The organism is Streptomyces sp. RGM 3693 (assembly GCF_050471125.1).
In the GTDB taxonomy this organism is placed as follows: domain Bacteria; phylum Actinomycetota; class Actinomycetes; order Streptomycetales; family Streptomycetaceae; genus Streptomyces.
Genome location: NZ_JBMPPQ010000001.1, coordinates 2,932,684 through 2,956,213, shown reverse-complemented (window position 1 = coordinate 2,956,213; position 23,530 = coordinate 2,932,684). Strand labels below are relative to the sequence as shown.

Below are 23,530 nucleotides of genomic sequence, written 5' to 3'. Positions count from 1 at the left end.
GCATGACGGGCCCCGCGCCCCGTGCACGGCGTTGCAGGCTAGGGCACGCGGCGGGCGGGGGCGTACCGGGGGTAGCGCGGTGGGGTGGGCACGGCCCGGGCTGCCGATCGATCCAGGCGTTACGCTCGTTTTGTCGGTATACGTTCCGATTCGCACGGAGGCGACCATGAGCCAGTACGACGAGTACACGACTCCGTCGCAGGCCGAGGGCGAGCGACTGGACGAGGACAGGGATCCGGCCGAGCCGCGGCACCCCGAGACGATGCGCACCCAGCCGTCCCAGGCGGAGGGCGAGCGCCGGGCGGAGGACGACGAGGACTGACGGCGCGGGCCGAGGCGCGGCCCGGCGGCGCGCGCCCACACCGGACGCGGCGCCTGTAGGAAAGCACAGCCGGGACCGGGGCGCTGGCCTGCGCAAATCGCCAGTAGACTCTGACCACGTGACTGCTGTGTCTGCGAAGCCTCGCATCCCCAATGTCCTTGCCGGCCGCTACGCCTCCGCGGAGCTGGCCGTGCTGTGGTCCCCCGAGTACAAGGTCAAGCTGGAGCGGAAGCTGTGGCTGGCCGTGCTGCGCGCCCAGAAGGACCTGGGCGTGGCCGTCCCCGAGCAGGCACTGGCCGACTACGAGCGGGTGCTGGACACCGTCGACCTGGCCTCGATCGCCGAGCGGGAGAAGGTCACCCGGCACGACGTCAAGGCCCGGATCGAGGAGTTCAACGCCCTGGCCGGGCACGAGCAGATCCACAAGGGCATGACCTCCCGCGATCTGACCGAGAACGTCGAGCAACTCCAGGTCCGACTGTCGCTGGAACTGGTGCGGGACCGCGCGGTCGCCGTACTGGCCCGCCTGGCCTCGCTGGCCGCCCAGCACACCGAGCTGGTCATGGCCGGCCGCTCGCACAACGTCGCCGCGCAGGCCACCACCCTCGGCAAGCGCTTCGCGACCGCCGCCGACGAGCTGCTGGTCGCCTTCGCGCGGGCCGAGGAACTGCTCTCCCGCTACCCGCTGCGCGGCATCAAGGGCCCAGTCGGCACCGCCCAGGACATGCTCGACCTGCTCGGCGGGGACGCCGGGAAGCTCGCCGAGCTGGAGCAGCGGATCGCCACCCACCTCGGCTTCGGGCAGGCGTTCACCTCCGTCGGCCAGGTCTACCCGCGGTCGCTGGACTACGAGGTGGTGACCTCGCTGGTGCAGCTGGCCGCCGCGCCCTCGTCGCTGGCCAAGACGATCCGGCTGATGGCCGGGCACGAGCTGGTCACCGAGGGCTTCAAGCCCGGCCAGGTCGGCTCGTCGGCGATGCCGCACAAGATGAACACCCGCTCCTGCGAGCGCGTCAACGGCCTGATGGTGATCCTGCGCGGCTACGCCTCGATGACCGGCGAGCTGGCCGGCGACCAGTGGAACGAGGGCGACGTCTCGTGCTCGGTGGTCCGCCGGGTCGCGCTGCCGGACGCGTTCTTCGCGCTGGACGGCCTGCTGGAGACCTTCCTGACGGTGCTCGACGAGTTCGGCGCCTTCCCCGCCGTGGTCGCCCGCGAGCTCGACCGCTACCTGCCCTTCCTCGCCACGACCAAGGTCCTGATGGGCGCGGTGCGGGCCGGGGTGGGCCGCGAGGAGGCGCACGAGGCGATCAAGGAGAACGCGGTCGCCTCGGCCCTGGCCATGCGCGAGCAGGGCGCGGAGCGCAACGAACTGCTGGACAAGCTGGCCGCCGACCACCGCATCCCGCTGGACAAGGCCCAGCTGGAGGCCCTGATGGCGGACAAGCTGTCCTTCACCGGTGCGGCCGGCGACCAGGTGGCGGCGGTGGTCGCCCGGATCGAGGAGATCGCCAAGCAGCACCCCGAGGCCGCCGCCTACGCCCCCGGCGCGATCCTCTGACCCGGGGCTGACGTGCGCTTCACCCCCGAGGAACTGGAGGCCGCTCGTGACCGCGTCGTCCCGGACGTGGTCACGGGCGGGCTGCGGGTGCTGTTCTGTGGCATCAACCCCGGACTGATGACGGCGGCCACCGGGCACCACTTCGCCCGGCCCGGCAACCGCTTCTGGCCCGTCCTGCACGCCGCCGGCTTCACCCCCCGGCAGTTCCGCCCCGCCGAGCAGAGCGCACTGCTGGACCACGGGCTGGGCATCACCAACGTCGTGGCCCGGCCGACCGCCCGGGCCGACGAGCTCACCGCGGAGGAGTACCGCGAGGGCGGCCGGCTGCTGGCCGAGAAGGTGGCCCGGCTGCGGCCCCGCTGGCTCGCGGTCGCCGGCGTCACCGCCTACCGCGTCGCCTTCGACGACAAGCACGCCGCGATCGGCCCGCAGGAACGCACCCTGGGCACCACCCGTATCTGGGCGCTGCCCAACCCCAGCGGCCTGAACGCCCATTGGACACTGGAGACCATGGCGGAGGAATACGGGCGGCTGCGCACCGCGGCCTCCACCGAGTCCTGACGGACCGCGGGCGGCGCAGCGCGGCGGACCGCGACGCGCCCGAGCCCACCGGCGGCCGGCTACCGACGGCACGGCTATTCGGCCCTCGGCAGCCGGCCCTGCGCTATGGCCGCCAGCACCTGGCACGGCTGCCCGGGGTCCAGCGGCCCGGCGCCGACCGCGACCCAGCGGGCGCCGTCCGACCAGGCGTACACCCGCGGCACCAGCCCGCAGAGCAGGTCCAGCGGCGGCGGGACGGGCAGCCCCCGTGCGCTCCGGTCCAGCGCGTCCGCCAGATCGTGGACGACGGGTTCGCCCCACCGTAAGAACGCCACCTCGACCAGCGCGGCGAGTTCGTCCACGCACTGCTCGCGGGCCGCCGCGGCGTCCGCCGGATCCGCGTCCCAGAGCGGGCCGCTCGCCCACAGCCGCGCCACGTGGAAACCCGGCCCGCTGCTGCCGACCGCGGTGTGCTCCCTGCGCTCCGGGAAGGGGCGGGCGCGTAAGGCGTCGAGCAGGGCGAGCGCGGCGGGCGGTCCGCCGGGCGGCGCGGGCCCCTGCGGCGCGGGAGCCGCTGGCGTGATCGGGTTCGTCCGGGTCGGCGGGAGCATCGGGGTCGGCGGGGTCATCGGCGGTTTCCGCGTGCTGTGGCTCGGTTCTGTCGTCATACCGTCAGTAAACCGCCGGGGTCTGACAATTGGCCGTCCGCGCGGTCCGCGCCACCGCCGCGAGGCCGCCGGGGTCCGGCGTCCGCGCGGTCCTCGGGACTCGCCGCACACCCGCTGACCGGCTACGATCCGCCAGACAGGCGAGGCGAGGAGACGGACCTTGGGTCGGCTCACCGGCGGGGACCCCTCCCTGCTGCGACGGATCAACTCCGCGGTGGTGCTGCACGCGCTGCGCGCCGCGGACTCCCCCACGCTCACCGATCTCGTCCAGGTGACCGGCCTGTCCCGGCCGACCGTCGAGGGCGTGATCGAGGGGCTCGTCGAGACCGGGTTGGTGGCCGAGGCACCCGCCGAGGAGGGCGAGACCCGGCGTCAGGGGCGGCCGGCCCGCCGGTTCCGCTTCCGTGCCGAGGCCGGCCACCTGCTGGGCATCGAGATCGGGCCGCACCGGGTCGCGGCGCTGCTGTCCGACCTCAGCGGGCGGGTACTGGACTCGGCGCAGCGCGACGTGACCAAGACCGCGCCGGCCGACGAACGGCTGGAGCGGGTCCGGGCGTTGGTGGCCGACCTCTTGCGCCGGGCGGGCGTGGCCCGCAGTTCGCTGCGGGCGGTCGGGGCGGCCGGTCCGGGCATCGTGGAGGCGGACGGCACCGTACGGCTGTGCACCGCACTGCCCGGCTGGACCGGACTGCCGCTCGGGGAGCGGCTGCGACGGTCGTTCCGCTGCCCGGTGCTGGTGGAGAACGACGCCAACGCGGCGGCGGTGGCCGAGCACTGGCAGGGCGCGGCGACCGGTTCTGGTGATGTGGTGTTCGTCCTGGCGGGGCTGAGCCCGGGCGCCGGGTCGCTGATCGGCGGGCGGCTGCACCGCGGATTCGGGGGTGCGGCCGGGGAGATCGGCGCCCTGCACCTGTTGGGCCGGGAGGCGACGCCGGAGACGCTGCTGTCGACGACCGGGGAGCCGCTGCACCCGCTGGACGAGGCGCAGGTGGCGGCAGTGTTCGCGGCGGCCAGGGACGGGGACGCGCAGGCGCGGGAGGCGATGGACCGCTTCATCCGGCGGCTGGTGCACGACGTCGCCGCGCTGGTACTGGCCCTCGACCCGGAGCTGGTGGTGATCGGCGGCTGGGCGTCGGGCCTGGCGGGTGTCCTGCCACCGCTGCGCCGGGAACTGGCGCGTTACTGCCTGCGCCCGCCGGAGGTCGTGCTGTCGCAGCTGGGCCCGGCCGCGATCACCACCGGCGCGCTGCGGCTGGCCCTGGACCATGTGGAGGGCGAACTCTTCGCGGTGGAGGGGACGGTGACGGGGCGGCGGTGAACCGCGCGCCCCGGTCCTGGCAGCACGACGGCGACGGGCCCGCACCGGGAGTTCCCCGGTGCGGGCCCGTTCGTGGTGGCCCGTTCGTCAGCCGGCGAGCACCGGCTCCGCCGCGCGCTCCCCGAAGGTGAGCCGGCAGGTGTCGGCGCGGTAGGTGGAGACCGCGACGGCCGCGGCCCGGCCCTGGGAGACGTAACGGGTGGTGACGACGAGCACGGGCGAGCCCGGCAGTCGGTCCAGTTGCCTGGCGTCCTCGGCGCGAGCCGAACCCAACTCGACGGTGCGGTCCTGGCCGTCCAGGTCGAGCGCCTGGAGGGCACGGAGCACGGCCCGGGCACGGACGCCCGGGTCGACGGTGTCCTCGTCGACGCAGTCGGGGAGCGTGTCGGCCCGGACGTAGAGGAGTTCGGCGGCGACCGGCTGGCCCGCCGAGACCCGGCTGCGGCGCACGACGTGGACGGCCTCGCCGGGGGCGGACTCCAGCAGGCGGGCCACCGCGGCGGGGACCGTGTCGGTCTCACTGGCGGCGACCGGCTGCCAGTCGTCGCCGGCGGCGCCGGGCCAGGTGTGGCGCGCGGGGTCGACGGCGACGCCGACCCGGGGCGGGGCGACGGTGGTGCCGACACCGCGGCGGCGCTGGAGCCTGCCCTCCAGTTCGAGCTGTTCGAGCGCCTGCCGGAGCGTGGCCCGGGCGACGCCGAACCGCGCGGCCAGGTCCCGCTCGTTGGGCAGGATCTCGCCGACTCTGAACTCGGTGTCCAGCGCGTCGCTGAGCACCGTCTTGAGATGCCAGTACTTGGGCTCCGGAGCCGTTTCGAGCTGCGTGGTCCCCACCCCCCAAAGCCGCGGGCCCGCAAGCGGACCCTCATAATGAGCGCTTCTTTATTAAAGGTTGTTGCAGTATCCCGACGATATGACCACCCCCACCCTTGGTCAAGACCAATCCCGCACCCGTTTCGCCCGCCCACCACGGCGTCACCCGGCCACCGCCACCCGTAGGGCGGCCGTTACGCTCCCAGTCATGCTCGCTCTGCTGCACACTTCCCCGGTCCACGTCCCCGTCTTCGATGCGCTCCGCGACACGGAGGCCCCCGGGCTGCCGCTGCGGCATCTGGTACGGCCGGAACTCCTGGCCGCCGCGCGGGAGACCGGGCCCGACGGGATCGCGGAGGAGGTCGCCGGGGCGCTCGGCGCGTTGGTGCACGCCGGGGCGCGGGCGGTGCTGTGCACCTGCTCGACACTGGGCAATGTGGCCGAGGCGGCCGGGACGGCGCTGGGTGTGCCGGTGCTGCGGGTGGACCGGCCGATGGCCGCGGAGGCCGTCGCCGCCGGCCCCCGGATCACGGTCCTCGCCACGGTGGAGAGCACCCTGGCGCCCACCACGGAGCTGATCGCCGACGAGGCCCGCCGGGCCGGGCGTGCCGTTCAGGTGCGTACCGTGCTCGTTCCCGACGCCTGGGAGCGGTTCGAGGCCGGTGACCAGGAGGGCAGTCTGGCGGCGGTCATCGACGCGGTGCGGCGGGAGCGGGACGCCGGCGGGGCGGACGCCCTGGTGCTGGCCCAGGCGTCCATGGCACCCGCCGCGGAACGGTTCACTGACCACGGGCTGCTCGGCACCGCCGCGGCGGTGCCGGTGCTGGCGAGCCCGCGGAGCGGCCTGCGGGCCGCGGTCCGGCTCGGGCCGGTCCGCGGCTGATCGACCGGATCGGTCCTAGTGGGCCAGTGACGCCAGCTTGTCGGGGTTGCGGACGATGTAGACCGTCTGGATCCGGCCCTCCCGGATACCGAGTTGGAAGACCGAGTCCGGGGCGCCGCCCACGAGGACCAGCAGCGCGATACCGCCGTTGAGTTCGACGAAGCGGAGCTCCGTGTCGGCCGGGACGGTCCGGACGACGCCGATGAGGAACCGGGCGATCTTGTCGGCGGACTCGATGATCCGCAGCGGGGCCTTGGCCTTGCCGCCGCTGTCCCCGACCAGCCGGGCGTCCGCCGCGAGGAGGTTCAGCAGCCCGTCCAGGTCGCCCCCGGCGGCGGCGGACAGGAAACGCTCGGTCAACTCGCGCTGCTGGTCCGGACCGACGTCGAACCGGGGTCGGCCCTCCTCCACGTGGCGCCGGGCCCGGCCCGCCAGTTGGCGCACCGCGGCCTCGCTGCGCTCCAGCCCGGCGGCGATCTCCGCGTACGGGTAGCCGAACGCCTCGCGCAGCACGAACACGGCGCGCTCCAAGGGGGACAGTGCCTCCATGACGACGAGGACGGCGAGGGTGACGGTCTCTGCGAACACGGCCCGTTCGGCGGTGTCCGGGGCGCCCTGGCCGGGTGCCAGGACGTCGGTGGCGAGCGGTTCCGGCAGCCAGGGCCCGACGTAGGACTCGCGGCGCGACTGGATCTGCCGGAGCCGGTCGATGGCGAGCCGGGTGGTGATCCGGACGAGATAGGCGCGCGGTTCGCGGACCTCGGCCCGGTCGGTGGCCGACCAGCGCAGCCAGGCGTCCTGGACCACGTCCTCGGCGTCGGCCGCCCGGCCCAGCATCCGGTAGGCGACGCCGTGGAGCAGCGGACGGTGGGCCTCGAAGACCTCGGTGGCGGGATCGGTCAGCACCGTCCCATCCCAGCGGGCGCATGGTGCGTTGTCCAGCGGAAACGGCACGGCGGGACGTTCCCGGGGTGTTGCCTTCGTCTCGCGTCGTGTGTCGTGTCGTCTCGTGTCGTCCGGTGCGGCCTGCCGGCCGGCCGCCCGACGTCCGTCTCCCGCGCCGCGGGTCGGTCGGCTGTCTGCGGTGGCAGAGAGGGCCCCGTCCCGGTAGTGCCGTCGTGCCGCCCGGCACTGGCCTAAGTCACCTCGTCACCGGTGCCGGCGACCGGGCTGGCGACGAGGGGCAGCCCCGGGCACGAGCCGGGGAGGCCGCGGCGACACGGTCGCACCACCGATCCGACACTGTGCAGGGAACCGCCTAGCCCTGCGGTGCGGCCGGCTGGCGGGGTTCCTCGACTGCGGGGCGTTCGGCGCCTGTGGTCGGGGCTCGTCCGGTGCCCCGGCGGAGCACGCCCGACCCGAGGGCCACCCCGGCGCCGACCAGCAGGCTGCCGCCCCACTGCGCGACCCCGTAGTCGCCGGTGCCGGCCAACGGGGCGGTGAGCGCGGCGGAGACCGGGATCAGGCCGGAGAAGAGGGCGGCGCGTTCGGCGCCGATCCGCTGGATGCCGGCGTACCAGCAGACGAACCCGACGACCGTGACCACCACGGCCTGCCAGCCGAGGGCCGCGGCCTCGACGGGGTCCGGCAGCCGCAGCCAGCCCGGCCCGTCGACGACCGGCCCGATCAGCGCGGCTTCGACGGCGGCCAGTGCGCACGCCGCGGCCGACAGCAGGCGCGGGCCGAGCGGCGGCAGCAGCGGGACGGCCAGCAGCCCGAAGCCGACCTCGCCGCAGAGTGCCGCCGCCGACCAGATCAACCCCGGACCGTCGGTACGGCCCCAGCCCTGGACGGCGCAGGCGCCGACGGCGACCAGGAGGGCCCCGTGGACCACCGCGGGGCGCGGCCGGCGGCCGGCCAGCGCGGGGGCGAGGACGGCGACGACGACCGGTGCGCAGCCGACCACCACGCCAGGCACCGCCGGTTCCGCGGTGCGCTCGGCGGCGAGGATGGCGAGGTTGAAGCCGAGCATCCCGATGGCGGCGAGCAGCGCCAGCCGGAGCCATTGACGGGAGGTCAGGGAACGCAGCGGGGCGGCGCCGCCGCGGCCGAGGACGGCGAACAGGAGGACGGCGGCGAGGCCGTAGCGCAGGGCCTGGCCGCCGGCCTGGGGGTAGTGGCCGAGCAGGCTGTTGGCGGTGAACGAGCCACCGACGAGGAGGCAGGCGACGGCGGCGAGCAGCGCGCCGTGGAAGGACGTTCGGTACATGAGACGGACGCTAGGCATCCGGGTGGTCCCCTTTAAGGTCCACTTCTGTGGCGCCGTAGAGGACCACTGGGCGGACGGGCCGGGGACGGCCACGCCAACGGGCAGTCGGGGAGGATCGCTTGGCAGCAGGGAACGCGCACCGTGGGACGTCCGGGGCCACCGTGTGGGCCGCCGCCTGGGAACTCCTGCTCCCGACGGCGTCCGCACCGCCCCGGCAACGCGGCCGGGTGCTCCAGGAGGCGCTGCGGGACGCGGTGCGCTCGGGGCGGCTGGCGGCGGGGACGCGGCTGCCCTCGGGACGGGCGCTCGCCGCCGACCTCGGGGTGTCGCGGGGCCTGATCACCGAGGCGTACGAGCAGTTGACGGCCGAGGGGTATCTGCGCAGCCGGCGCGGGGCGGGGACCTGGGTGAGCGGGTCGGTGCGGGCCGCCGTGCCGACGGTGGTGGAGCCCGCGCGCCCGGTGAGCGTCCCGGACGTCGACTTCACCCCAGGGACCCCGGACCTGTCACTCTTCCCACGGGCCGCCTGGTCGGCCGCGCACCGCCGGGCCGTGGCGCGGCTGCCGCACCGGGCGCTGGGCTACCCCGATCCGCGCGGCCTGCCGGAACTCCGCATCGAGCTGGCCCGGTTGCTGGTCCGGCGCCGCGGTGTGGTGGCCGATCCGGGGCGGGTGGTGGTGTGTTCGGGGGTGGCGCAGGCGATGACGCTGCTGGGGGGCGTGCTGTACGGGGCCGGGCAGCGCACGGTGGCCCTGGAGGAGCCGGGGAGCCCGGAGCACCGGGAACTGCTCGCGGCGGCCGGACTGGCGGCCGTCCCGCTCCCGTTGGACGGGTCGGGCCCCGATCCGGCGGCGCTGGTGGCTTCCGGCGCGCGGGCCGCGGTGCTGACCCCGTCGCACCAGTTCCCCACCGGGACGGCGGTGCCGGCGGCGCGCCGGGCGGAACTGCTGCGCTGGGCGCGGGCGGTGGACGGGCTGATCGTGGAGGACGATTACGACGGGGACTTCCGGTACGACCGGGCGCCGGTCGGTGCGCTCCAGGGGCTGGACCCGGACCGGGTGGCGTACACCGGATCGGTGAGCAAGTCCCTGGCGCCGGGGCTGCGGCTCGGGTGGCTGGTGGTGCCGGAGCGGTTGCTCGACGCGGTGGTGGCCCGCAAGCGGCTGCTGGACCTGGGCAATCCGGTGCTGGACCAGGCGCTGTTGGCGGATCTCCTCGCCCGCGGCGAGTACGACCGTCAGTTGCGCCGCTGTCAGCGCGCCTACCGGGAGCGGCGGGACGCGCTGACCGGGGCGCTGGCCGTGCACTGCCCCGGTGCGGTGGTCACCGGGATCGCCGCCGGGCTGCACGCCATCGTGGCGCTGCCGGCGCGCTACGGGCCCGAGGCGGCGTTCCTGGTGCGGGCGCGGCGGGCGGGGCTGGCGATGCGGCCGCTGTCCGCGTACGCCTGGGCCGGGGGGCAGGGTGCCGCGGCGGACGGGCGGGTGCGCCTGGTGCTGGGCTATGCGCATCTGACGCCGGCGGAGATCACCCGCGGGGTGGTGCTGTTGGGGCGGCCGGCCGACGATTAGCGCCCCCGCCCCCCGCCGCCTCCTCCATTCCGGCGTCCCTCAACGTGCCACTGTGGAGCGGGAGTTCAGGAACTTCCCAGGGCTCGCGCGTTGTTCCAGTCGCGGGTGCACAGAACCAGCCGGTAGCCATCAGGGTCCTCGATGGTGACGCCCCACTCGTCCCAGTAGGGGTTGTGAGCCGGGACGCGGGAGCCGCCGCAGCGCTCCAGCCGGGCGACGAGGTCGTCCGGGACCGGCTCGCCCAGGTAGACGACGAGGAGGTCGTCGGGTGTGGGGGCCGGGCGGAGCGCGCCCGACGGGTCGTGGGTCAGTTCCAGGTGCCAGGTGGCGTCCGGCCATCCCAGCATCAGGAGGGAGTGCTCGCCCGCCTCCGAGCTGTGGCGGTGGAGTTCGCGCAGGCCGAGCCCGTCCCGCCAGAAGTGGCCGGCGGCGGCCAGGTCGCGGGACGGGCGGGCGAGACGGAGGTGTGCGGAGCCGAGGGCCGGCATGGATGTCGCCCTCCGTGGGGCCGCCGGGCGGCGGCGCGTTACCGGACCGTAGACGTCCGGGCCGGTTCCTGGCGATCGGTCCTCGGTCCTGCGACCCTGGTCCCGGTCCACGACCCATCCGGCCGTTGTTCACCGGGAGTTCGCCTGCCCGGCATCGGGCGGCGATACGAACGGGGCGTGACGAGATCGAACGCAGCACGGAGGTGCGATATGGCGCAGGGTTCCGGCGGCGGCGTGGGACGGCGGGCGCTCCTTCAGGGCGCGGCGGCGGGGTCCGCGGCGTTGGCGCTGCCCGCGGTGGCCGGGGCCGCGCCGGCGGCGGCCGCCCCGGCCCTGGTGCACGGCGGGCGGCCGAGCGCCGACTGGGGGGTGCAGGCCGGTGACGTGACCGCGTCGTCCGGCCTGGTGTGGACGCGGTCCGACCGGCCGGCCCGGATGGTGGTGCAGACCGCCGCCACCGAGTCGTTCCGCAACGCCCGCACCTGGCACGGGCCACTGCTCGGGCCCGGTACGGACTTCACCGGAGTGACCGCGCTGCACGGACTGCCGGCCGGGGAGCAGATCCACTACCGGGTGCTGCTGGCCGACCCCGACCACCCGGAGCGCGCCGGCGAGCCGGTGACCGGCACGTTCCGCACGGCACCCGACCGACGCGAGGACATCCGTTTCCTGTGGTCGGGGGATCTGGCCGGGCAGGGCTGGGGCATCAATCCCGAGCGCGGCGGCTACCGGGTCTTCGAGGACATGCGGCGCCGGAATCCGGACTTCTTCGTGTGCAGCGGCGACAACATCTACGCCGACAACCCGATCCCGGAGCGGGTGACCCTGCCGGACGGCCGGATCTGGCGGAACGTGACGACGGCGGAGAAGTCCAAGGTCGCCGAGACGCTGGCGGAGTTCCGGGGCGCGTTCCGCTACAACCTCCTGGACGAGAACCTGCGCCGGTTCAACGCCCAGGTTCCGACGATCACCCAGTGGGACGACCACGAGGTGCACAACAACTGGTACCCGGGCCAGCTGCTGGACGACGACCGGTATCGCGTCAAGGACGTCGACGTGCTCTCCGCGCGGGCGATGCGCGCCTTCTCCGAGTACTTCCCGATCCGCACGCTCCGCCCGGACGCGCGCGGCCGGGTGTACCGCGTCCTGCGGCACGGCCCGCTGCTCGACGTCTTCGTGCTGGACATGCGCCGCTACCGCAACGCCAACTCCCCCGACCGGCAGACCGACGACCCGCAGGGCATCCTGGGCGCCGAGCAGCTGCGGTGGCTCAAGCGGGAGCTGTCGCGCTCGCAGGCGGTGTGGAAGGTGATCGCCTCGGACATGCCGCTGGGGCTGGTCGTCACGGACGGTCCGGCGAACTTCGAGGCCGTGGCCCAGGGGGATCCGGGCGCGCCGCTGGGGCGGGAGTTGCAGATCGCCGAGCTGCTGCGGCACATCAAGCACCAGCGGATCACCGGCACCCTCTGGCTGACCGCGGACGTCCACTACACCTCGGCGCAGCACTACGCGCCCGAGCGGGCGGCGTTCAAGGACTTCGAGCCGTTCTGGGAGTTCGTGTCCGGGCCGCTGAGCGCGGGGGGTTTCCCGGCGGTGAAACTGGACGGAACCTTCGGGCCCGAGCAGCCGTTCCTCAAGGCGCCGGACCGTGCGAACGTCTCCCCGGCGGAAAGTCCGCAGTACTTCGGCGAGGTCGAGATCGACGGGGGAAGCGGGGAGCTGACGGTGCGGCTGCGCCAGGAGGGCGGAGAGGTCTTGTTCACGAAGACGCTGCAACCGGGACGGGTAGGGCAGTAGAGGCCAATGCGTCGATTGCGCCTTTTACCCGTCCGACACAAGGTGTTGGCGACCAGGCAACACCCGTCGGCGAGGCTGTCTGCATGACTGAAGCCACCTCCGCCCGTTCCGCCCGGCGCCACCACTGGCGCCGGGACGTCGTCGAGCTCGCCGCCCTGTTCACCGCCGTGGCGGTGGCCGACATAGTCGCCAACACGATCGCCCACGGTCCCTCGGGCCCGGCGCTGCTGTGCGCCGGCGCGGTCGCCCTGCTCGCCACGGCGGGCTTCCACGTCTGGTGGGCACGCCGTCATGAACACGCCCCACCACCGACGGACACCACGGCCACCGGCGCCGCACCACCGGCCCCCGCGGCCGGCGCCCGGGAGACGGTGCTGTGGCGGATGCGGACCACGGTCCAGGACGAGCCGGGCAGCCTCGCCGCCCTGTGCACGGCACTGGCCACCCTGAGCGTGGACATCCTCAGCCTCCAGACCCACCCGCTGTCCAAGGGGACGGTCGACGAGTTCCTGCTCCGCGCGCCGGCCGGGCTGGCGCCCGCGGAGCTGACCCGTACGGTCGCCGGCGCGGGCGGCACGCACAGCTGGCTGGAGCGGGCCGACGCGCACGACCTGGTCGACGCGCCGACCCGGATGCTGGGCATGGCCACCCGCACCGCCCTGGACTCCGCCGAACTCCCGCTGGCGCTGCGGCAGTTGCTGGGGCGCTGCACCATCCACTCGGTGCCCGCACGGTCACTGACCGGCCAGCCGCTGGCCGAAGAGGTGCCCGCCGAGGGCGTGCTGGAGGAGCACACCATGAAGTTCCGCGACCCTTCCGGGGGCTCGCTCACCATCGAAAGGCCGCAGGTGCCGTTCACCCCCACCGAGTTCGCCCGGGTCCGCGCGCTGGTCGAGCTGGACACCCGGCTCGGCCAGCGCGTGCCGCCGCGGCGTGACGTGCTCACGCTGCCCGAGGGCAACGAGATCACGGTCCGCCGCGCCGGCACCGGCGATCTGGCCGCCGCCCGCGCGATGCACGAGCGGTGCTCGGACCGGACGTTGGCGCAGCGCTACCACGGTCCGGTCGGGGACACCGACCGCTACCTCGGGCACCTGCTCAGCCCGCGGTTCGGCCGCACACTGGCCGCGGAGACCGCCTCCGGGCGGCTGGTGGCCCTGGGCCACCTGCTGTGGGACGGCGACGAGACCGAGGTGGCACTGCTGGTCGAGGACTCCTGGCAACAGCGCGGCATCGGCGCGGAGCTGCTGCGACGGCTGGTCACGATGGCCGCCGAGACCGGCTGCGAGAGCGTCTACGCCATCACCCAGGCGTCCAACACCGGCATGGTGGCGGCGATGCGCGGCCTGGGTCTGCCGCTCGACTACCAGATCGAGGAGGGCACGCTGGTGATCACGGCGCGCCCGACGGGCACCCCGGCTCACCGGGAGGACCGCATGGCGCTCCGCCTGCGGGACGGCTCCCGCCACGGCTGAGGCCCCCGGCGCCGGCACCGGAGCGCCCTGGCCCCAGGACGCGACAGGATCGTTCGCCGGAATGATGGTGACGCGGCGGGCCCATCCGTACGAGGATGGCCCGCATGTCCAACACCACTACTCCCGCGGGCGGTCCGCTGCCCCGCCAGGTCGCCGACGCCTACGTCGACGCCCTCGTCGAACTGGACCCGATCATCGGCACCTTCCTTGGCGTCGCCGACAGTTCCGGCAAGCTCCCCGACCTCTCCCCCACAGGCCAGGAAGCGGTGGCACAGCTCGCCCGCACCACCCTGGACAGGCTCGCCGAGGCCGAGGCCCGGCCGGGCGCGGACAGCGCGGCCGAGCAGGTCTGCGCCCGGCTGCTGCGCGAACGGCTCACCGCGGAACTCGCGGTGCACGACGCCGGCGAGGGTCTGCGCGCGGTCAGCAACATCGGTTCGCCGCTGCACGCCGTACGGGAAGCCTTCACCCTCACCCCCGCCGACACCGAGGACGACTGGGCGGCGATCGCCCAGCGTCTGCGCGCGGTACCGGCCACGCTGGCCGGCTACCGCGCCGCCCTCCAGGCCGGCCTGGACAAGCAGCTCCCGGGCGGGCCGCTCCAGGTCGCCACCGTCATCGGCCAGCTGGGCGAGTGGATCGGCACCGACCGCAGCTGGTTCGCCGAGTTCACCGCGCCCGGCCCGACGGCGCTGCGCACCGAGCTGGACGAGGCCGCCGCGGTCGCCACCGGCGCCCTGGTGGAGCTGCGCGACTGGTTCCGGGACGGCTACGCGCCGGCGGTCGAGGGCGCGTCGGACGTGGTGGGCCGCGAGCGGTACGCCCGGCTCGCCCGCTACTACAACGGCTCCGACCTCGACCCCGAAGAGGCGTACGCGTACGGCTGGTCCGAATTCCACCGTCTGCTGGGCGAGATGGAGGCCGAGGCCGAGAAGGTGCTGCCCGGCGCCAAGACGCCGTGGGAGGCGCTGGCCTGGTGCGACGAGCACGGTGAGGCGATCGAGGGCGTCGAGGAGACCCGGCAGTGGCTCCAGTCGCTGATGGACGAGGCCATCGACACGCTGGACGGCACCCACTTCGACCTCGCCGAGCGGGTCCGCCGCGTGGAGTCCCGGATCGCCCCGCCGGGCAGCGCCGCGGCGCCGTACTACACCCAGCCGTCGCTGGACTTCTCCCGGCCCGGCCGCACCTGGCTGCCGACCATGGGCCAGACCCGCTTCCCGGCGTACGACCTGGTCTCCACCTGGTACCACGAGGGGGTACCAGGTCACCACCTCCAGCTGGCGCAGTGGGTGCACGTCGCCGACCGGCTCTCGCGCTACCAGACGACCGTCGGCATGGTGAGCGCCAACGCCGAGGGCTGGGCGCTGTACGCCGAGCGTCTGATGGACGAGCTGGGCTTCCTGTCCAACGCGGAGCGGCGGCTGGGCTACCTCGACGCGCAGATGATGCGCGCGGTCCGCGTCATCATCGACATCGGCATCCACCTGGAGCTGGAGATCCCGGCCGACTCCCCGTTCCACCCGGGTGAGCGCTGGACGCCGCAGCTGGCGCACGCGTTCTTCGCGCAGCACAGCAGCCGCCCGGCCGACTTCGTCGAGAGCGAGATCATCCGCTACCAGGGCATCCCCGGCCAGGCGATCGGCTACAAGCTCGGCGAACGCGTCTGGCTGCAGGGCCGGGAGGCCGCCCGGGCCCGGCACGGCGCGGACTTCGACCTGAAGGCGTGGCACATGGCGGCGCTGTCGCAGGGCTCGCTCGGCCTGGACGATCTGCTGACCGAACTCTCGGCGCTCTGACCGGGAGGTCCGGGACCCGCCGCCGGCCCGTTCCGGCGGCGGCTCCCGGACGGCCAGCCACCGGTGTGATCACGTGGTGGCCGGCCGCGACGGTCGTGGGCTCCGCGCACCTGCCCCCGCCCCGGCCCCGGCGGCCGTCACAACCGGTACCCCTGGACCCTTGCTCTGCCGGCGATTCCCCTGCTAGACAGCGGGGATGACCGGATACTCCCCTGATGACGCCGACCGGCGCATCCTCGACGTCCTCCAGCACGACGGGCGCGTGGGCCACGCCGAGCTGGCACGGTCGGTGAACATGTCGCCGAGCGCGGTCACCGCGCGGGTGCGGCGCCTGGAGGAGTCCGGGGTGATCTCCGGGTACGCGGCGGTGATCGATCCGGAGCGGGTCGGACTGCCGGTGCTGGCGTTCGTCCGGCTGCGGCAGCCGGGGGCGACCGGCCAGCCGTTCCGGGACCTGCTGGCGGCGACGCCGGAGATCTTGGAGGCACACCACGTCACGGGCGAGAACTCGCTGTTCCTCAAGGTCGCGGCGCGGTCGATGAAGCACCTGGAGGAGGTGTCGGGCCGGATCGGCGCGCTGGGCGAGGTGACCACGAGCGTGGTCTACTCCTCCCCGCTCCCCCGGCGACCGGTCAGTACCTGAGCGCCTGCCCCGCCCGGCGGGCCGGCGGCCGGTCCGGGCGGACCCGTCTTCTACACGTGCAGCTTCAATCCGGGGCCGCGGTCGCGGCGCCCGGCTGGCAAACCGGACGCCACGACCGCGCACGTCAGGCCGACGCGGTGGCCGCTCGGCCGAGGTGCCGGGCGAAGAACCGGACCGCGCTGTCGGCCTCGAACCTGGGCAGTTCCTTGTGCTTGCCCGCGTTGGCGTGCAGGGTCTTCTCCTGCGAGGCGAAGGCGTCGAACAGCGCGAGGCCGGCCTCGCGCGGGATGTGCTCGTCGTCCCACTGCATGTCGAACTCGATCGGGATGGTGATCTGCTTCGCCTTCTCGGCCAGGACATCGGGCCAGTGCTGGCCGAGGACCGCGGCTGTGATCCTGGGTTCGATCGCCACCAGCGGCACTCCGATCGCGGTGCCCATGTTGATGCCGAAGTAGCCGACCGGCCCGTCGACGCCGATCTCCGGAAGTTCCTGGAGGGCATCCAGGGTCGCCTGCCACTCGCGTACGGCGAGCTCCGCCAGGTGGGCGTTGTAACGGACGACGATCGGGCCTTCCGGCTCGCCAGCCGCCCTCGCCCGGTACAGCTCGGCGATTTCTTCCTCGTCGTGTGCCGTGCGCGGCCGGTCGCCGTGACCGGGCGCGTCGATGACGGCGACGTGGAAGCCGCAGCCGGTCACGAGGAGGCGCGCCCGGCCCGCCATCGCCGGATGCTTCTTGTGGTTGCCGCCGCCGTGCCCCATCAAGACCAGGGGCGCACGATCGGCGCCGGAGGCCGGGGACCACAGGACGCCGGGGACGCCGGCCACGGTGAAGTCGCGTTCGATCATGCCGTTCGACGACGACTCGGCGGTGAACTGCAGAGAGTGCATGGGTGTTGCCTTTCGGAAGTGCCTTGTTGTCGAGGCGCTCCCGGCGACACCTACGTCAATCGCCCGACCGTGACGGTAAGGGGGAGCACCCACATCGATACAGCGTTCATGGGTCTCACCTCCTCGGGCGGCGTCACGGGCAACCGCAAGCTAACAGCCTGATCATCACCGCTTCAACCGTTTTCCCGCCACGTGATCACGACTCCGGACAGGCCCTGGAACACCACACGGCCGGACAGGGAACCCCGGGCACGCGGGCCGCGAATCCGGGCCCGGCGCGGAGCAGCGTGCCCACAGTGTGCAGTCTCGCGGTCGGTCGTCCGCCTCGGCTTCTCGGCGATCTCCTCGCCGCGTGCCGGCACTCTTCGTCGCTCGCGCAGAGTTGTGCGCAAAGTGTGCGGCGCGGCCAGCCTGGACGAGGTGCAGCGATGACTCCTGTGAGCTGCGATCGCGAGGGAAATGCAGCTATCCGTTTCCCCAATGTTTACCTGACGGACACCATAGTTGGGCCTACTAAGGCGCCAGCTTGTTCAGCCAAGGCGTCGGACAGGTGCTCACCCCCCACGTGCATCCCCTGTGTGGCCCACAGGAAACCCCTCAATCCGCTGTGCGTACCCCTGGAGTGACCGTGACCGTGCCCCTGCCGAGAACAGCCGTCCTCACCGGCGTCCTCGCCACCACCGCCGCACTCGCCCTCACCGCCTGCGGCGCGGCCTCCGACACGTCGACCACCGCCGGCGGAAAGAGCGCGGCCACCGCAACCACGGTCAACGACTTCGGCAGCATCGACGCCCTGGCCAACGAGGCCAAGAAGGAGGGCACGCTGCATGCGTTCGCGCTGCCCCGCGACTGGGCCAACTACGGCGCCGTGATCGACGGCTTCGAGAAGAAGTACGGCGTCAAGGTCGAGGACGAGGACCCGAGCGGTACCAGCCAGGACGAGATCAGCGCGGTCACCTCGCGCAAGGGCCAGGACACCGCGCCCGACGTCCTCGACCTCGGCAGTTCCTTCGCGCAGAGCGCCGCCCAGCAGGGGCTGCTCGCGCCGTACATGGCCGCCGGTATCAATGACATCCCCGATGACCAGAAGGACTCGATCGGCCGGTGGTCCAACGACTACGGCGGCTACATCTCCTTCGGCTGCGATGCCAAGCGTGTGCAGACCTGCCCGACCAGTTTCAAGGACCTGCTCAAGCCGCAGTACAAGGGGCAGGTCGCGCTCAACGGCAACCCCGGCAAGTCGGGTTCGGCCTTCGGCGCCGTGTACGCGGCCGCCCTCGCCAGCGGCGGCTCCTTCGACGACATCCAGCCCGGCATAGACTTCTTCGCCAAGTTGAAGAAGAACGGCAACTACACGACCGTCGCATCCACCCCGACCGCCATCAAAAAGGGCCAGACGCCGATCAGCATCGACTGGGACTACCTCAATGCCGGGTACACCGACGAGCTCAAGTCCAAGGGCCTCGACTGGACGGTCACGGTCCCCTCGGACGGCCAGTTCTCCCAGTACTACTCGCAGGCCATCAACAAGTACGCGCCGCACCCCGCGGCCGCGCGCCTGTGGCAGGAGTACCTCTACAGCGCCGAGGGTCAGAACCTCAGGCTCAAGGGATACGCCCGCCCGGCTCTGATGACCGCCATGGAGAAGGCCGGCACGCTCGACAAGGCCGCGGCGGCGAAGCTGCCGAAGGTCTCCGGCACGCCGAGCTTCCCGACCGAGTCCCAGCAGAGCAGTGCCAAGTTCGCCATCTCCCAGAGCTGGGGCCAGGCCGTCTCTGGATGACCGCGACCGGCACCGGGGCCGACGTGATGCCCGCCGCTTCCTCCCAGCGGCGGGCATCACGCGGCCGGCCGGCTCTCCCCCACCGACACGATGCACGACGGCGGGTCAGGAGCGGACGGGCCTGGAAGCTCAGCTGCTCGCTCCTGCGGCCCGCGCCGCCGCCACGATCCTCTCCAGGGCCGCGGCGTGCCGCTGAAGCGCCTGCCGCCCGTGCGGGGTGAGCAGGAGGTGGGTGTGGCGTCCGGTGTGGTTCCGGGTTTTGCGTACCTGCACATAGCCGGCGTCCGCCAACGACGCGACTTGTTTGGACAGGGCCGAGTCGCTGGTGCCGACGGCGTCCCGCACGAAGCCGAACTCCACCCAGTCGGCCGGAGCCAGCAGCGCGACGACCGACAGCCGGGCCGGAACGTGCAGGAATTCGTCGAAGTCCGGGTCCATCAGCTCTGGTTGTCCCTCTTGGCGATCTTCCTGACGATCGGACGGGTCGCATACGTGGCCACCAGCGTCGCCAGAGCGGCGACGGCCGCGGCGGGCACGGACGGAATCGGCAGATCGATCACACGGGCGACCGTCGATGCCACGATGAAGACCGTGAGAGCGACTGCCGTCACCCACGCACCGAAGAGCATTCCCGCGGGGGAGGGCTTCCTGTACACACGGGTCCGGCGGCACCGCACGACCAGTCCGGCCGCGAGCAGGACGCCCCCCGCCAGCCTGGCGATGAGACTCCAGGGACTCGACAGATCGTTGGCCGATCCCACGGCGAACACGGCCAGTGCCGCGATGAGCCCGTAGGAGGACGAGGTGTGGCGCACGTACTCGTCACGGGTCTGCTCTTGGCGGTGGCGTATGGCGTCGAGCGCGGTCTGGGCATCGTAAGAGGTCACGAGCGTCCCCCATTGGTCGTTCGTCGAGTGCTTTCCTGTAAGGAAAGTACCACCTTCTTTCCTCGGGGGAAAGAAGGTGGTTCATGTGTGGACCGCGCGGAACACCCGCTTGGTGACCTGAGACAGGGAGATGCTTCGGCGGGTCCAGCAGCGGAGGTACCTGCCCCCGGCAGGCCGGCGGCCGGTCAGGCCCCGGCCGGTACCCGGTGTCGGACGCTGGAGCCCGCGCGGTCCTTGAGGATCTCCAGTTGGGCGGGGATCCGGGTCTTGAGGTCGGCGACGTGGCTGACGAGGCCGACGCTGCGGTCGCGTTCGCGCAGGCCGTCGAGGACGTCGAGGACCTCGTCGAGGGTCTGCTCGTCGAGGCTGCCGAAGCCCTCGTCGATGAAGAGGGTGTTGCACCATCAAAGCTTGCCGAGGGAACCAGGTCTGATCAGGCAGAAAGAGGCACGAACGCCCCCTCGGAGCGATCTCCGAGGGGGCGTTCGACGTTTCCGGGGGACAGAGGGGGGACAAGGCGGCTTCGCGGCGTCCGGCGCGCCGCCCTAAGAGACGGAACTAAGCAGCCGCAAGTGACGCTCATTCTTCGCGGATGGGTGGGCCATGAGGGCAGGGAGTTGCAGCTGCTGTTCTCCTGCGCGGTCGGGCACAGCTTCCTCCACGCGAACGGCGTGCACACGTGCACCAACGGAGGTGGTGACGCTGGCGTGAGTCGTTCCTGTGGACGGTGCACTCGCCTCGACGGATTGTTCTTGATGCGCAACGGGCTTGTTGGCGTCTTTGCGGCGCGGTACGAGGTCAACGGGGGCGTTGGCCTCGGCTTGTTCGAACTGCGGCAGAAGACTGGTGTAGGTGTCGGCGGTCAGCTGGTAGCTGCTGTGGCCGAGCAGCGCCTGAATGGCCTTCATGGAAAGGCCGGCGGCCAAGCTGAGGGATGCTGCGCAGTGGCGCAGGTCGTGCAGGCGGATCGGTGGTAGGCCGGTGCGCTTGATGAATCGGTCGAATGCTTGGGAGACGTGCTTGGGGTGGTGTGGGCGGCCGTCGGGTTGGGTGAAGACGTAGCCGGAGTTCACATAGGGCCCATATTTGTCGGGGGCGTTGCGGTGATTGTTCTCCCATTCGATGCGCTGTGTCTTTTGGATGTCGCGCCAGGCCGTGAGCAGGGAGAAGGTGGCGTGGTCAAGGGTGATGGCGCGGCGGCCACTGCGGCTCTTGGGAGAGTCTTCCCACACGGTGTGAGAGGAGTCGGTGACGAGCTGTTCGGTGACGTGCGCGACACCCTTGGCCATATCGAGTTCGGCCCAGGGAAGGCCGGCGGCTTCGCCTCGACGCAGTGCTCGGTAGACCATCAGATGCCACATGATGTAGAGGGGGTGATCGACGGCTGCGTCGAGGAACTGCCCGGTCTGTTCAGGGGTCCACACCATGACGGGGCCGGGTTTCTCACCTGACTCGCGCCAGCGGGACACACGCTCGTCAGTCCATACGAGCGCCTCGGGCCTCTGGTATTTGGGGAGGACGACGAGCTTGGCCCAGTTCTGGGTGATGAGCTTCTCGGTTACGGCATCCGCAAGTGCGGCGGAGAGGCAATCGAGGTATTTCTTCTGTGAGCCCGGGCCCGTGTGCTGGCGGGGCTTTGCGCGGGCTGCTTTCAAGGGTTCGCGGGCCTGGTGCCATGCCTGGCGCAGTTCCTGGGGACGGGGACGGGGGGCCTGCTTCCATGTGTGGTAGGCGGCTTCGCATTCGGCGGCGGCCAGTTCTGCAGCCTCCCGGTTAGCTTTCTTGACTGCGTTGAAAGCCCATATCTGTTGATACATCTCCTGGATGTGTCGGTCGCGGAGCTCGCGTATCGCCAGATGGCCGAGGGCCGGCTTGAAGATGCGGTCGATGAAGTCACGGTAGTCAGTGCGAGTTCGGCGCTTGAGGTCGACACGCTTGTCGTGCCAGCGGTCGAGGTACTGGGCAACCGTTTCTTTGGTATCTACGTCGATGCCGCCTTGGGCTTCGTCCCAGAGCTTCTGTGCCTCCTCCTTGGCCTGCGTCTGCGTGACGAAGCCACCCTTTCGGGGGCGTCGGCGCTTGCCTCCGGGGCCGTCGGGGAGTTTGACGTAGTAGTACCAGGTGCCGTGATCGCGCTTTTTCAGGAGAGGGCAGGAGGAGCCAAGTTCACGCGTCTTGGGTTTGCCGCGCGCGTCGAGGAGCGGCTGGCCGTTGTTGGCGAGCTTGGGTTCGGTGCACTTGCATCGTTTGTAGGTGCTGCCCTCAAACACGCGAAGAACCTCCCTGTATGTGCGGGATCTTTCCTTACGTTTCCTGATCATGCTGTAGCGAAGGTGATGCTCCCTTGGGCGCCGTATGCTTCCTGCCAGGTGGCGCGGGGAAGAAGGATGTGACCACCTTTGTCTGCATCTGTGATGGATGCTCGGCAGTCTCGTTCGAGTCGATCTCGTGGCGGGATGTCGGTGGAGGAAGTGAGGTCGTTGCCGGCTGCCGTGAGCGTGGTGACTGCGGCCCGGGCGCTGGGGATCGGCTCGGACAAGGCGTACGAGTTGATCAAGGCTGGCGAGTTCCCGGTGCAGGTCATCCCGCTGGGGCAGACCCAGAAGGTTTCAACGGCAAGCCTCTGGAAGGCATTGGGTATCGGCTGAGCGATCTGCATCCGCCTATAGGGCCTTCGACTGGCACCCGGCCCAGGCGCCCGAGCGCCGCGTATCCGCAGACCATACGGTCTGTTTCGGGCGGAGCGATCGACTTTGGGGCGGCGGCTTCGGTGAGCCACCCCACACAAATGCGCTGACCTGAAGCTGTGACCAGCGGCTTTCGTGGCACAGCTAACAAACCAAGCACGTGCTTAGTATGTTTCGTTTGAGGTAGGGATATACATTGGCCTACGCCAGATCTCAGCGGCTCCTAAGGTGACGTCATCGTCAGTGGTCGCTGGTGCAAACCACTGATCGGAGTCAGCTGCGTGGGACGGTTGTCGGGCTACGAGCGCGCGGGGGTGACGCATCCGCAGGAGGCTCCCTTGCTCCGGGAGGCGGTCTCGCTACTGTTCGGTGGCGAAACGGAGGCCGAGGCGACGCGGTGGCTGACGGGGCAGGGGATGCTGACGCCCCGCGGCAACGCGTTTCGCCGGGAGGTGCTACACCGGCTCCTCACCAATCCGCGGCTGGCGGGGCTGGACGAGAACGGCGAGCCGCTCGAAGGTTGGGACGAGCGGGTTCTGGAGCCTGAGGTCTTTCACCGCCTGCAGAAGCTGTACGAAGAGCGGAGCGAGAAGCGAGGCAAGTCTCGTGAAGCGTATGACTACTTGCTCACTGGTGGGTGTGCGCTGTGTGACGAGTGCGGACCGGCCATGATCGGCAGTCGGGTTCACGCCGAGGCCCCGCCGTCCTACAAGTGCGATGACTGCGGAACCCGTATCAACGCTGACCGGCTCGAAGACTTCGTGGTCGAGTACGTCCTGGCCGAGTTGTTGAAGCCTGGGGCTCGTGAGCGGCTTGAGAAGTTGGAATGTGACATCGAGGCGGAGATCGCCCGGCTGAAGAGGCATATCGAGGATGCCGCCCAGCGGGACGCCAGCATCGGTGAGTTGTACGGACGGGGGCTGATGGTAAAGGCTGCGTTCCTTGCAGCGCAGAAGGCGAGCAAGGAAGACCTGCGGCTCTCCAAGCTCCGCCTGAAGCAGTTGGAGCAGATGACGGATCTGCCGATCGGCGACGTTCATGATCTCGTTGCTTGGTGGCGCACGGCCCCGCATGCTTCGAAAAGGGGCCTGGTACTACTGGAGATCGAGCACGTACGGGTCGGACGCGCCCGGGGCAGCCAGGTCCCGGAGAAGCGCGTGCTGATCGACTGGCGGCAGCCGACCTCCTGAGGAACAC

General features: G+C 71.8%; 22 protein-coding genes and 1 pseudogene. 13 read left to right on the top strand and 10 right to left on the bottom strand.

The window, feature by feature from the left end:
• Positions 1-166 precede the first annotated feature (166 nt).
• The 3 genes from ACO0M4_RS12795 (at position 167) to mug (ending at position 2,444) form a co-directional block, all read left to right on the top strand.
• A complete protein-coding gene (locus ACO0M4_RS12795; RefSeq protein ID WP_430370039.1) occupies positions 167-322 on the top strand; it encodes a hypothetical protein in 156 nt (51 codons plus the stop codon).
• A 127-nt stretch (positions 323-449) separates the two neighbouring features.
• Positions 450-1,883: an adenylosuccinate lyase gene (gene purB / locus ACO0M4_RS12790; protein WP_430371357.1), complete on the top strand. Its 1,434-nt coding sequence runs from the start codon at positions 450-452 to the stop codon at positions 1,881-1,883.
• A 12-nt stretch (positions 1,884-1,895) separates the two neighbouring features.
• Entirely contained in the window at positions 1,896-2,444 is a 549-nt protein-coding gene (gene mug, locus ACO0M4_RS12785) for a G/U mismatch-specific DNA glycosylase (protein ID WP_430370037.1), read from the top strand.
• Between the two features lie 74 nt (positions 2,445-2,518).
• On the opposite strand, the gene ACO0M4_RS12780 is transcribed toward mug, so the two are convergent.
• Positions 2,519-3,052 (bottom strand): hypothetical protein, encoded by a 534-nt coding sequence (locus tag ACO0M4_RS12780; protein WP_430370036.1) that lies wholly within the window; start codon positions 3,050-3,052, stop codon positions 2,519-2,521.
• A gap of 199 nt (positions 3,053-3,251) precedes the next feature.
• Here ACO0M4_RS12780 and ACO0M4_RS12775 point away from each other — a divergent pair, with 199 nt between their 5' ends.
• Positions 3,252-4,409 (top strand): ROK family transcriptional regulator, encoded by a 1,158-nt coding sequence (locus tag ACO0M4_RS12775; protein WP_430370035.1) that lies wholly within the window; start codon positions 3,252-3,254, stop codon positions 4,407-4,409.
• A gap of 87 nt (positions 4,410-4,496) precedes the next feature.
• Here the strand turns inward: ACO0M4_RS12775 and ACO0M4_RS12770 are convergent, their stop codons facing one another.
• Positions 4,497-5,243 carry a GntR family transcriptional regulator gene (locus ACO0M4_RS12770; protein WP_430370034.1) on the bottom strand — a complete coding sequence of 249 codons (747 nt, stop codon included), beginning with the start codon at positions 5,241-5,243 and terminating at the stop codon, positions 4,497-4,499.
• Between the two features lie 187 nt (positions 5,244-5,430).
• Between ACO0M4_RS12770 and ACO0M4_RS12765 the strand changes: the two genes are divergently transcribed.
• Complete coding sequence (locus ACO0M4_RS12765) at positions 5,431-6,105, top strand: aspartate/glutamate racemase family protein (protein WP_430370032.1); 675 nt, start codon at positions 5,431-5,433, stop codon at positions 6,103-6,105.
• 15 nt (positions 6,106-6,120) lie between these two features.
• Here the strand turns inward: ACO0M4_RS12765 and ACO0M4_RS12760 are convergent, their stop codons facing one another.
• Both ACO0M4_RS12760 and ACO0M4_RS12755 read right to left on the bottom strand, forming a co-directional pair.
• Positions 6,121-7,011: an RNA polymerase sigma-70 factor gene (locus ACO0M4_RS12760; protein WP_430370031.1), complete on the bottom strand. Its 891-nt coding sequence runs from the start codon at positions 7,009-7,011 to the stop codon at positions 6,121-6,123.
• Between the two features lie 352 nt (positions 7,012-7,363).
• On the bottom strand, positions 7,364-8,314 hold the full coding sequence (locus tag ACO0M4_RS12755; protein WP_430370030.1) for an EamA family transporter: 951 nt from the start codon (positions 8,312-8,314) through the stop codon (positions 7,364-7,366).
• A gap of 119 nt (positions 8,315-8,433) precedes the next feature.
• On the opposite strand from ACO0M4_RS12755, the gene ACO0M4_RS12750 reads away from it, so the two are divergent.
• Positions 8,434-9,885, top strand: a complete 1,452-nt coding sequence (locus ACO0M4_RS12750) for a PLP-dependent aminotransferase family protein (RefSeq protein WP_430370028.1) — start codon at positions 8,434-8,436, stop codon at positions 9,883-9,885.
• A 65-nt stretch (positions 9,886-9,950) separates the two neighbouring features.
• Here the strand turns inward: ACO0M4_RS12750 and ACO0M4_RS12745 are convergent, their stop codons facing one another.
• Positions 9,951-10,373 carry a VOC family protein gene (locus tag ACO0M4_RS12745; protein WP_430370026.1) on the bottom strand — a complete coding sequence of 141 codons (423 nt, stop codon included), beginning with the start codon at positions 10,371-10,373 and terminating at the stop codon, positions 9,951-9,953.
• A 210-nt stretch (positions 10,374-10,583) separates the two neighbouring features.
• Between ACO0M4_RS12745 and ACO0M4_RS12740 the strand changes: the two genes are divergently transcribed.
• The 4 genes from ACO0M4_RS12740 to ACO0M4_RS12725 all read left to right on the top strand — a co-directional run bounded on the left by ACO0M4_RS12740 (position 10,584) and on the right by ACO0M4_RS12725 (position 16,087).
• The gene (locus ACO0M4_RS12740) at positions 10,584-12,170 is read left to right on the top strand and encodes an alkaline phosphatase D family protein (protein WP_430370024.1); all 1,587 of its coding nucleotides are present in this window, start codon (positions 10,584-10,586) and stop codon (positions 12,168-12,170) included.
• Between the two features lie 83 nt (positions 12,171-12,253).
• Positions 12,254-13,645 (top strand): GNAT family N-acetyltransferase, encoded by a 1,392-nt coding sequence (locus ACO0M4_RS12735; RefSeq protein WP_430370022.1) that lies wholly within the window; start codon positions 12,254-12,256, stop codon positions 13,643-13,645.
• Positions 13,646-13,749: 104 nt separating this feature from the next.
• Positions 13,750-15,444, top strand: coding sequence for a DUF885 domain-containing protein (locus tag ACO0M4_RS12730; RefSeq protein ID WP_430370021.1), 1,695 nt, complete (start codon positions 13,750-13,752; stop codon positions 15,442-15,444).
• A 196-nt stretch (positions 15,445-15,640) separates the two neighbouring features.
• Positions 15,641-16,087, top strand: a complete 447-nt coding sequence (locus ACO0M4_RS12725) for an Lrp/AsnC family transcriptional regulator (RefSeq protein ID WP_430370020.1) — start codon at positions 15,641-15,643, stop codon at positions 16,085-16,087.
• A 124-nt stretch (positions 16,088-16,211) separates the two neighbouring features.
• Here ACO0M4_RS12725 and ACO0M4_RS12720 read toward each other — a convergent pair whose 3' ends face one another.
• Entirely contained in the window at positions 16,212-16,976 is a 765-nt protein-coding gene (locus ACO0M4_RS12720; protein ID WP_430370018.1) for an alpha/beta hydrolase, read from the bottom strand.
• Positions 16,977-17,604: 628 nt separating this feature from the next.
• Here ACO0M4_RS12720 and ACO0M4_RS12715 point away from each other — a divergent pair.
• Positions 17,605-18,759 carry an ABC transporter substrate-binding protein gene (locus ACO0M4_RS12715; protein WP_430370017.1) on the top strand — a complete coding sequence of 385 codons (1,155 nt, stop codon included), beginning with the start codon at positions 17,605-17,607 and terminating at the stop codon, positions 18,757-18,759.
• A 129-nt stretch (positions 18,760-18,888) separates the two neighbouring features.
• On the opposite strand, the gene ACO0M4_RS12710 is transcribed toward ACO0M4_RS12715, so the two are convergent.
• From ACO0M4_RS12710 to ACO0M4_RS12695, 4 genes and pseudogenes are all read right to left on the bottom strand, one after another.
• Positions 18,889-19,197, bottom strand: a complete 309-nt coding sequence (locus tag ACO0M4_RS12710; protein WP_430370016.1) for a transcriptional regulator — start codon at positions 19,195-19,197, stop codon at positions 18,889-18,891.
• Complete coding sequence (locus tag ACO0M4_RS12705; protein ID WP_430370014.1) at positions 19,197-19,646, bottom strand: hypothetical protein; 450 nt, start codon at positions 19,644-19,646, stop codon at positions 19,197-19,199. The genes ACO0M4_RS12710 and ACO0M4_RS12705 overlap by 1 nt, the downstream gene beginning before the upstream one ends.
• A 185-nt stretch (positions 19,647-19,831) precedes the next feature.
• Positions 19,832-20,044 (bottom strand): annotated as a pseudogene (locus ACO0M4_RS12700) (hypothetical protein); the annotation flags it as partial.
• A 147-nt stretch (positions 20,045-20,191) separates the two neighbouring features.
• Complete coding sequence (locus tag ACO0M4_RS12695) at positions 20,192-21,916, bottom strand: tyrosine-type recombinase/integrase (protein WP_430370013.1); 1,725 nt, start codon at positions 21,914-21,916, stop codon at positions 20,192-20,194.
• 186 nt (positions 21,917-22,102) lie between these two features.
• On the opposite strand from ACO0M4_RS12695, the gene ACO0M4_RS12690 reads away from it, so the two are divergent.
• Together ACO0M4_RS12690 and ACO0M4_RS12685 are read left to right on the top strand one after the other, a co-directional pair.
• Complete coding sequence (locus tag ACO0M4_RS12690; protein WP_430370012.1) at positions 22,103-22,294, top strand: DNA-binding protein; 192 nt, start codon at positions 22,103-22,105, stop codon at positions 22,292-22,294.
• Between the two features lie 320 nt (positions 22,295-22,614).
• Positions 22,615-23,523, top strand: a complete 909-nt coding sequence (locus ACO0M4_RS12685; protein WP_430370011.1) for a recombinase family protein — start codon at positions 22,615-22,617, stop codon at positions 23,521-23,523.
• Positions 23,524-23,530: the final 7 nt, after the last annotated feature.

Excerpts from the sequence above, each read along its gene's own strand:
- ACO0M4_RS12755 (WP_430370030.1), bottom strand. The coding sequence starts at position 8,314 with ATGTACCGAACGTCCTTCCACGGCGCGCTGCTCGCCGCCGTCGCCTGC.
- ACO0M4_RS12745 (WP_430370026.1), bottom strand. The coding sequence starts at position 10,373 with ATGCCGGCCCTCGGCTCCGCACACCTCCGTCTCGCCCGCCCGTCCCGC.
- ACO0M4_RS12765 (WP_430370032.1), top strand. The coding sequence starts at position 5,431 with ATGCTCGCTCTGCTGCACACTTCCCCGGTCCACGTCCCCGTCTTCGAT.
- ACO0M4_RS12740 (WP_430370024.1), top strand. The coding sequence starts at position 10,584 with ATGGCGCAGGGTTCCGGCGGCGGCGTGGGACGGCGGGCGCTCCTTCAG.
- ACO0M4_RS12780 (WP_430370036.1), bottom strand. The coding sequence starts at position 3,052 with ATGACCCCGCCGACCCCGATGCTCCCGCCGACCCGGACGAACCCGATC.
- ACO0M4_RS12690 (WP_430370012.1), top strand. The coding sequence starts at position 22,103 with ATGTCGGTGGAGGAAGTGAGGTCGTTGCCGGCTGCCGTGAGCGTGGTG.
- ACO0M4_RS12795 (WP_430370039.1), top strand. The coding sequence starts at position 167 with ATGAGCCAGTACGACGAGTACACGACTCCGTCGCAGGCCGAGGGCGAG.
- ACO0M4_RS12735 (WP_430370022.1), top strand. The coding sequence starts at position 12,254 with ATGACTGAAGCCACCTCCGCCCGTTCCGCCCGGCGCCACCACTGGCGC.
- ACO0M4_RS12710 (WP_430370016.1), bottom strand. The coding sequence starts at position 19,197 with ATGGACCCGGACTTCGACGAATTCCTGCACGTTCCGGCCCGGCTGTCG.
- ACO0M4_RS12730 (WP_430370021.1), top strand. The coding sequence starts at position 13,750 with ATGTCCAACACCACTACTCCCGCGGGCGGTCCGCTGCCCCGCCAGGTC.
- ACO0M4_RS12720 (WP_430370018.1), bottom strand. The coding sequence starts at position 16,976 with ATGCACTCTCTGCAGTTCACCGCCGAGTCGTCGTCGAACGGCATGATC.
- ACO0M4_RS12725 (WP_430370020.1), top strand. The coding sequence starts at position 15,641 with ATGACCGGATACTCCCCTGATGACGCCGACCGGCGCATCCTCGACGTC.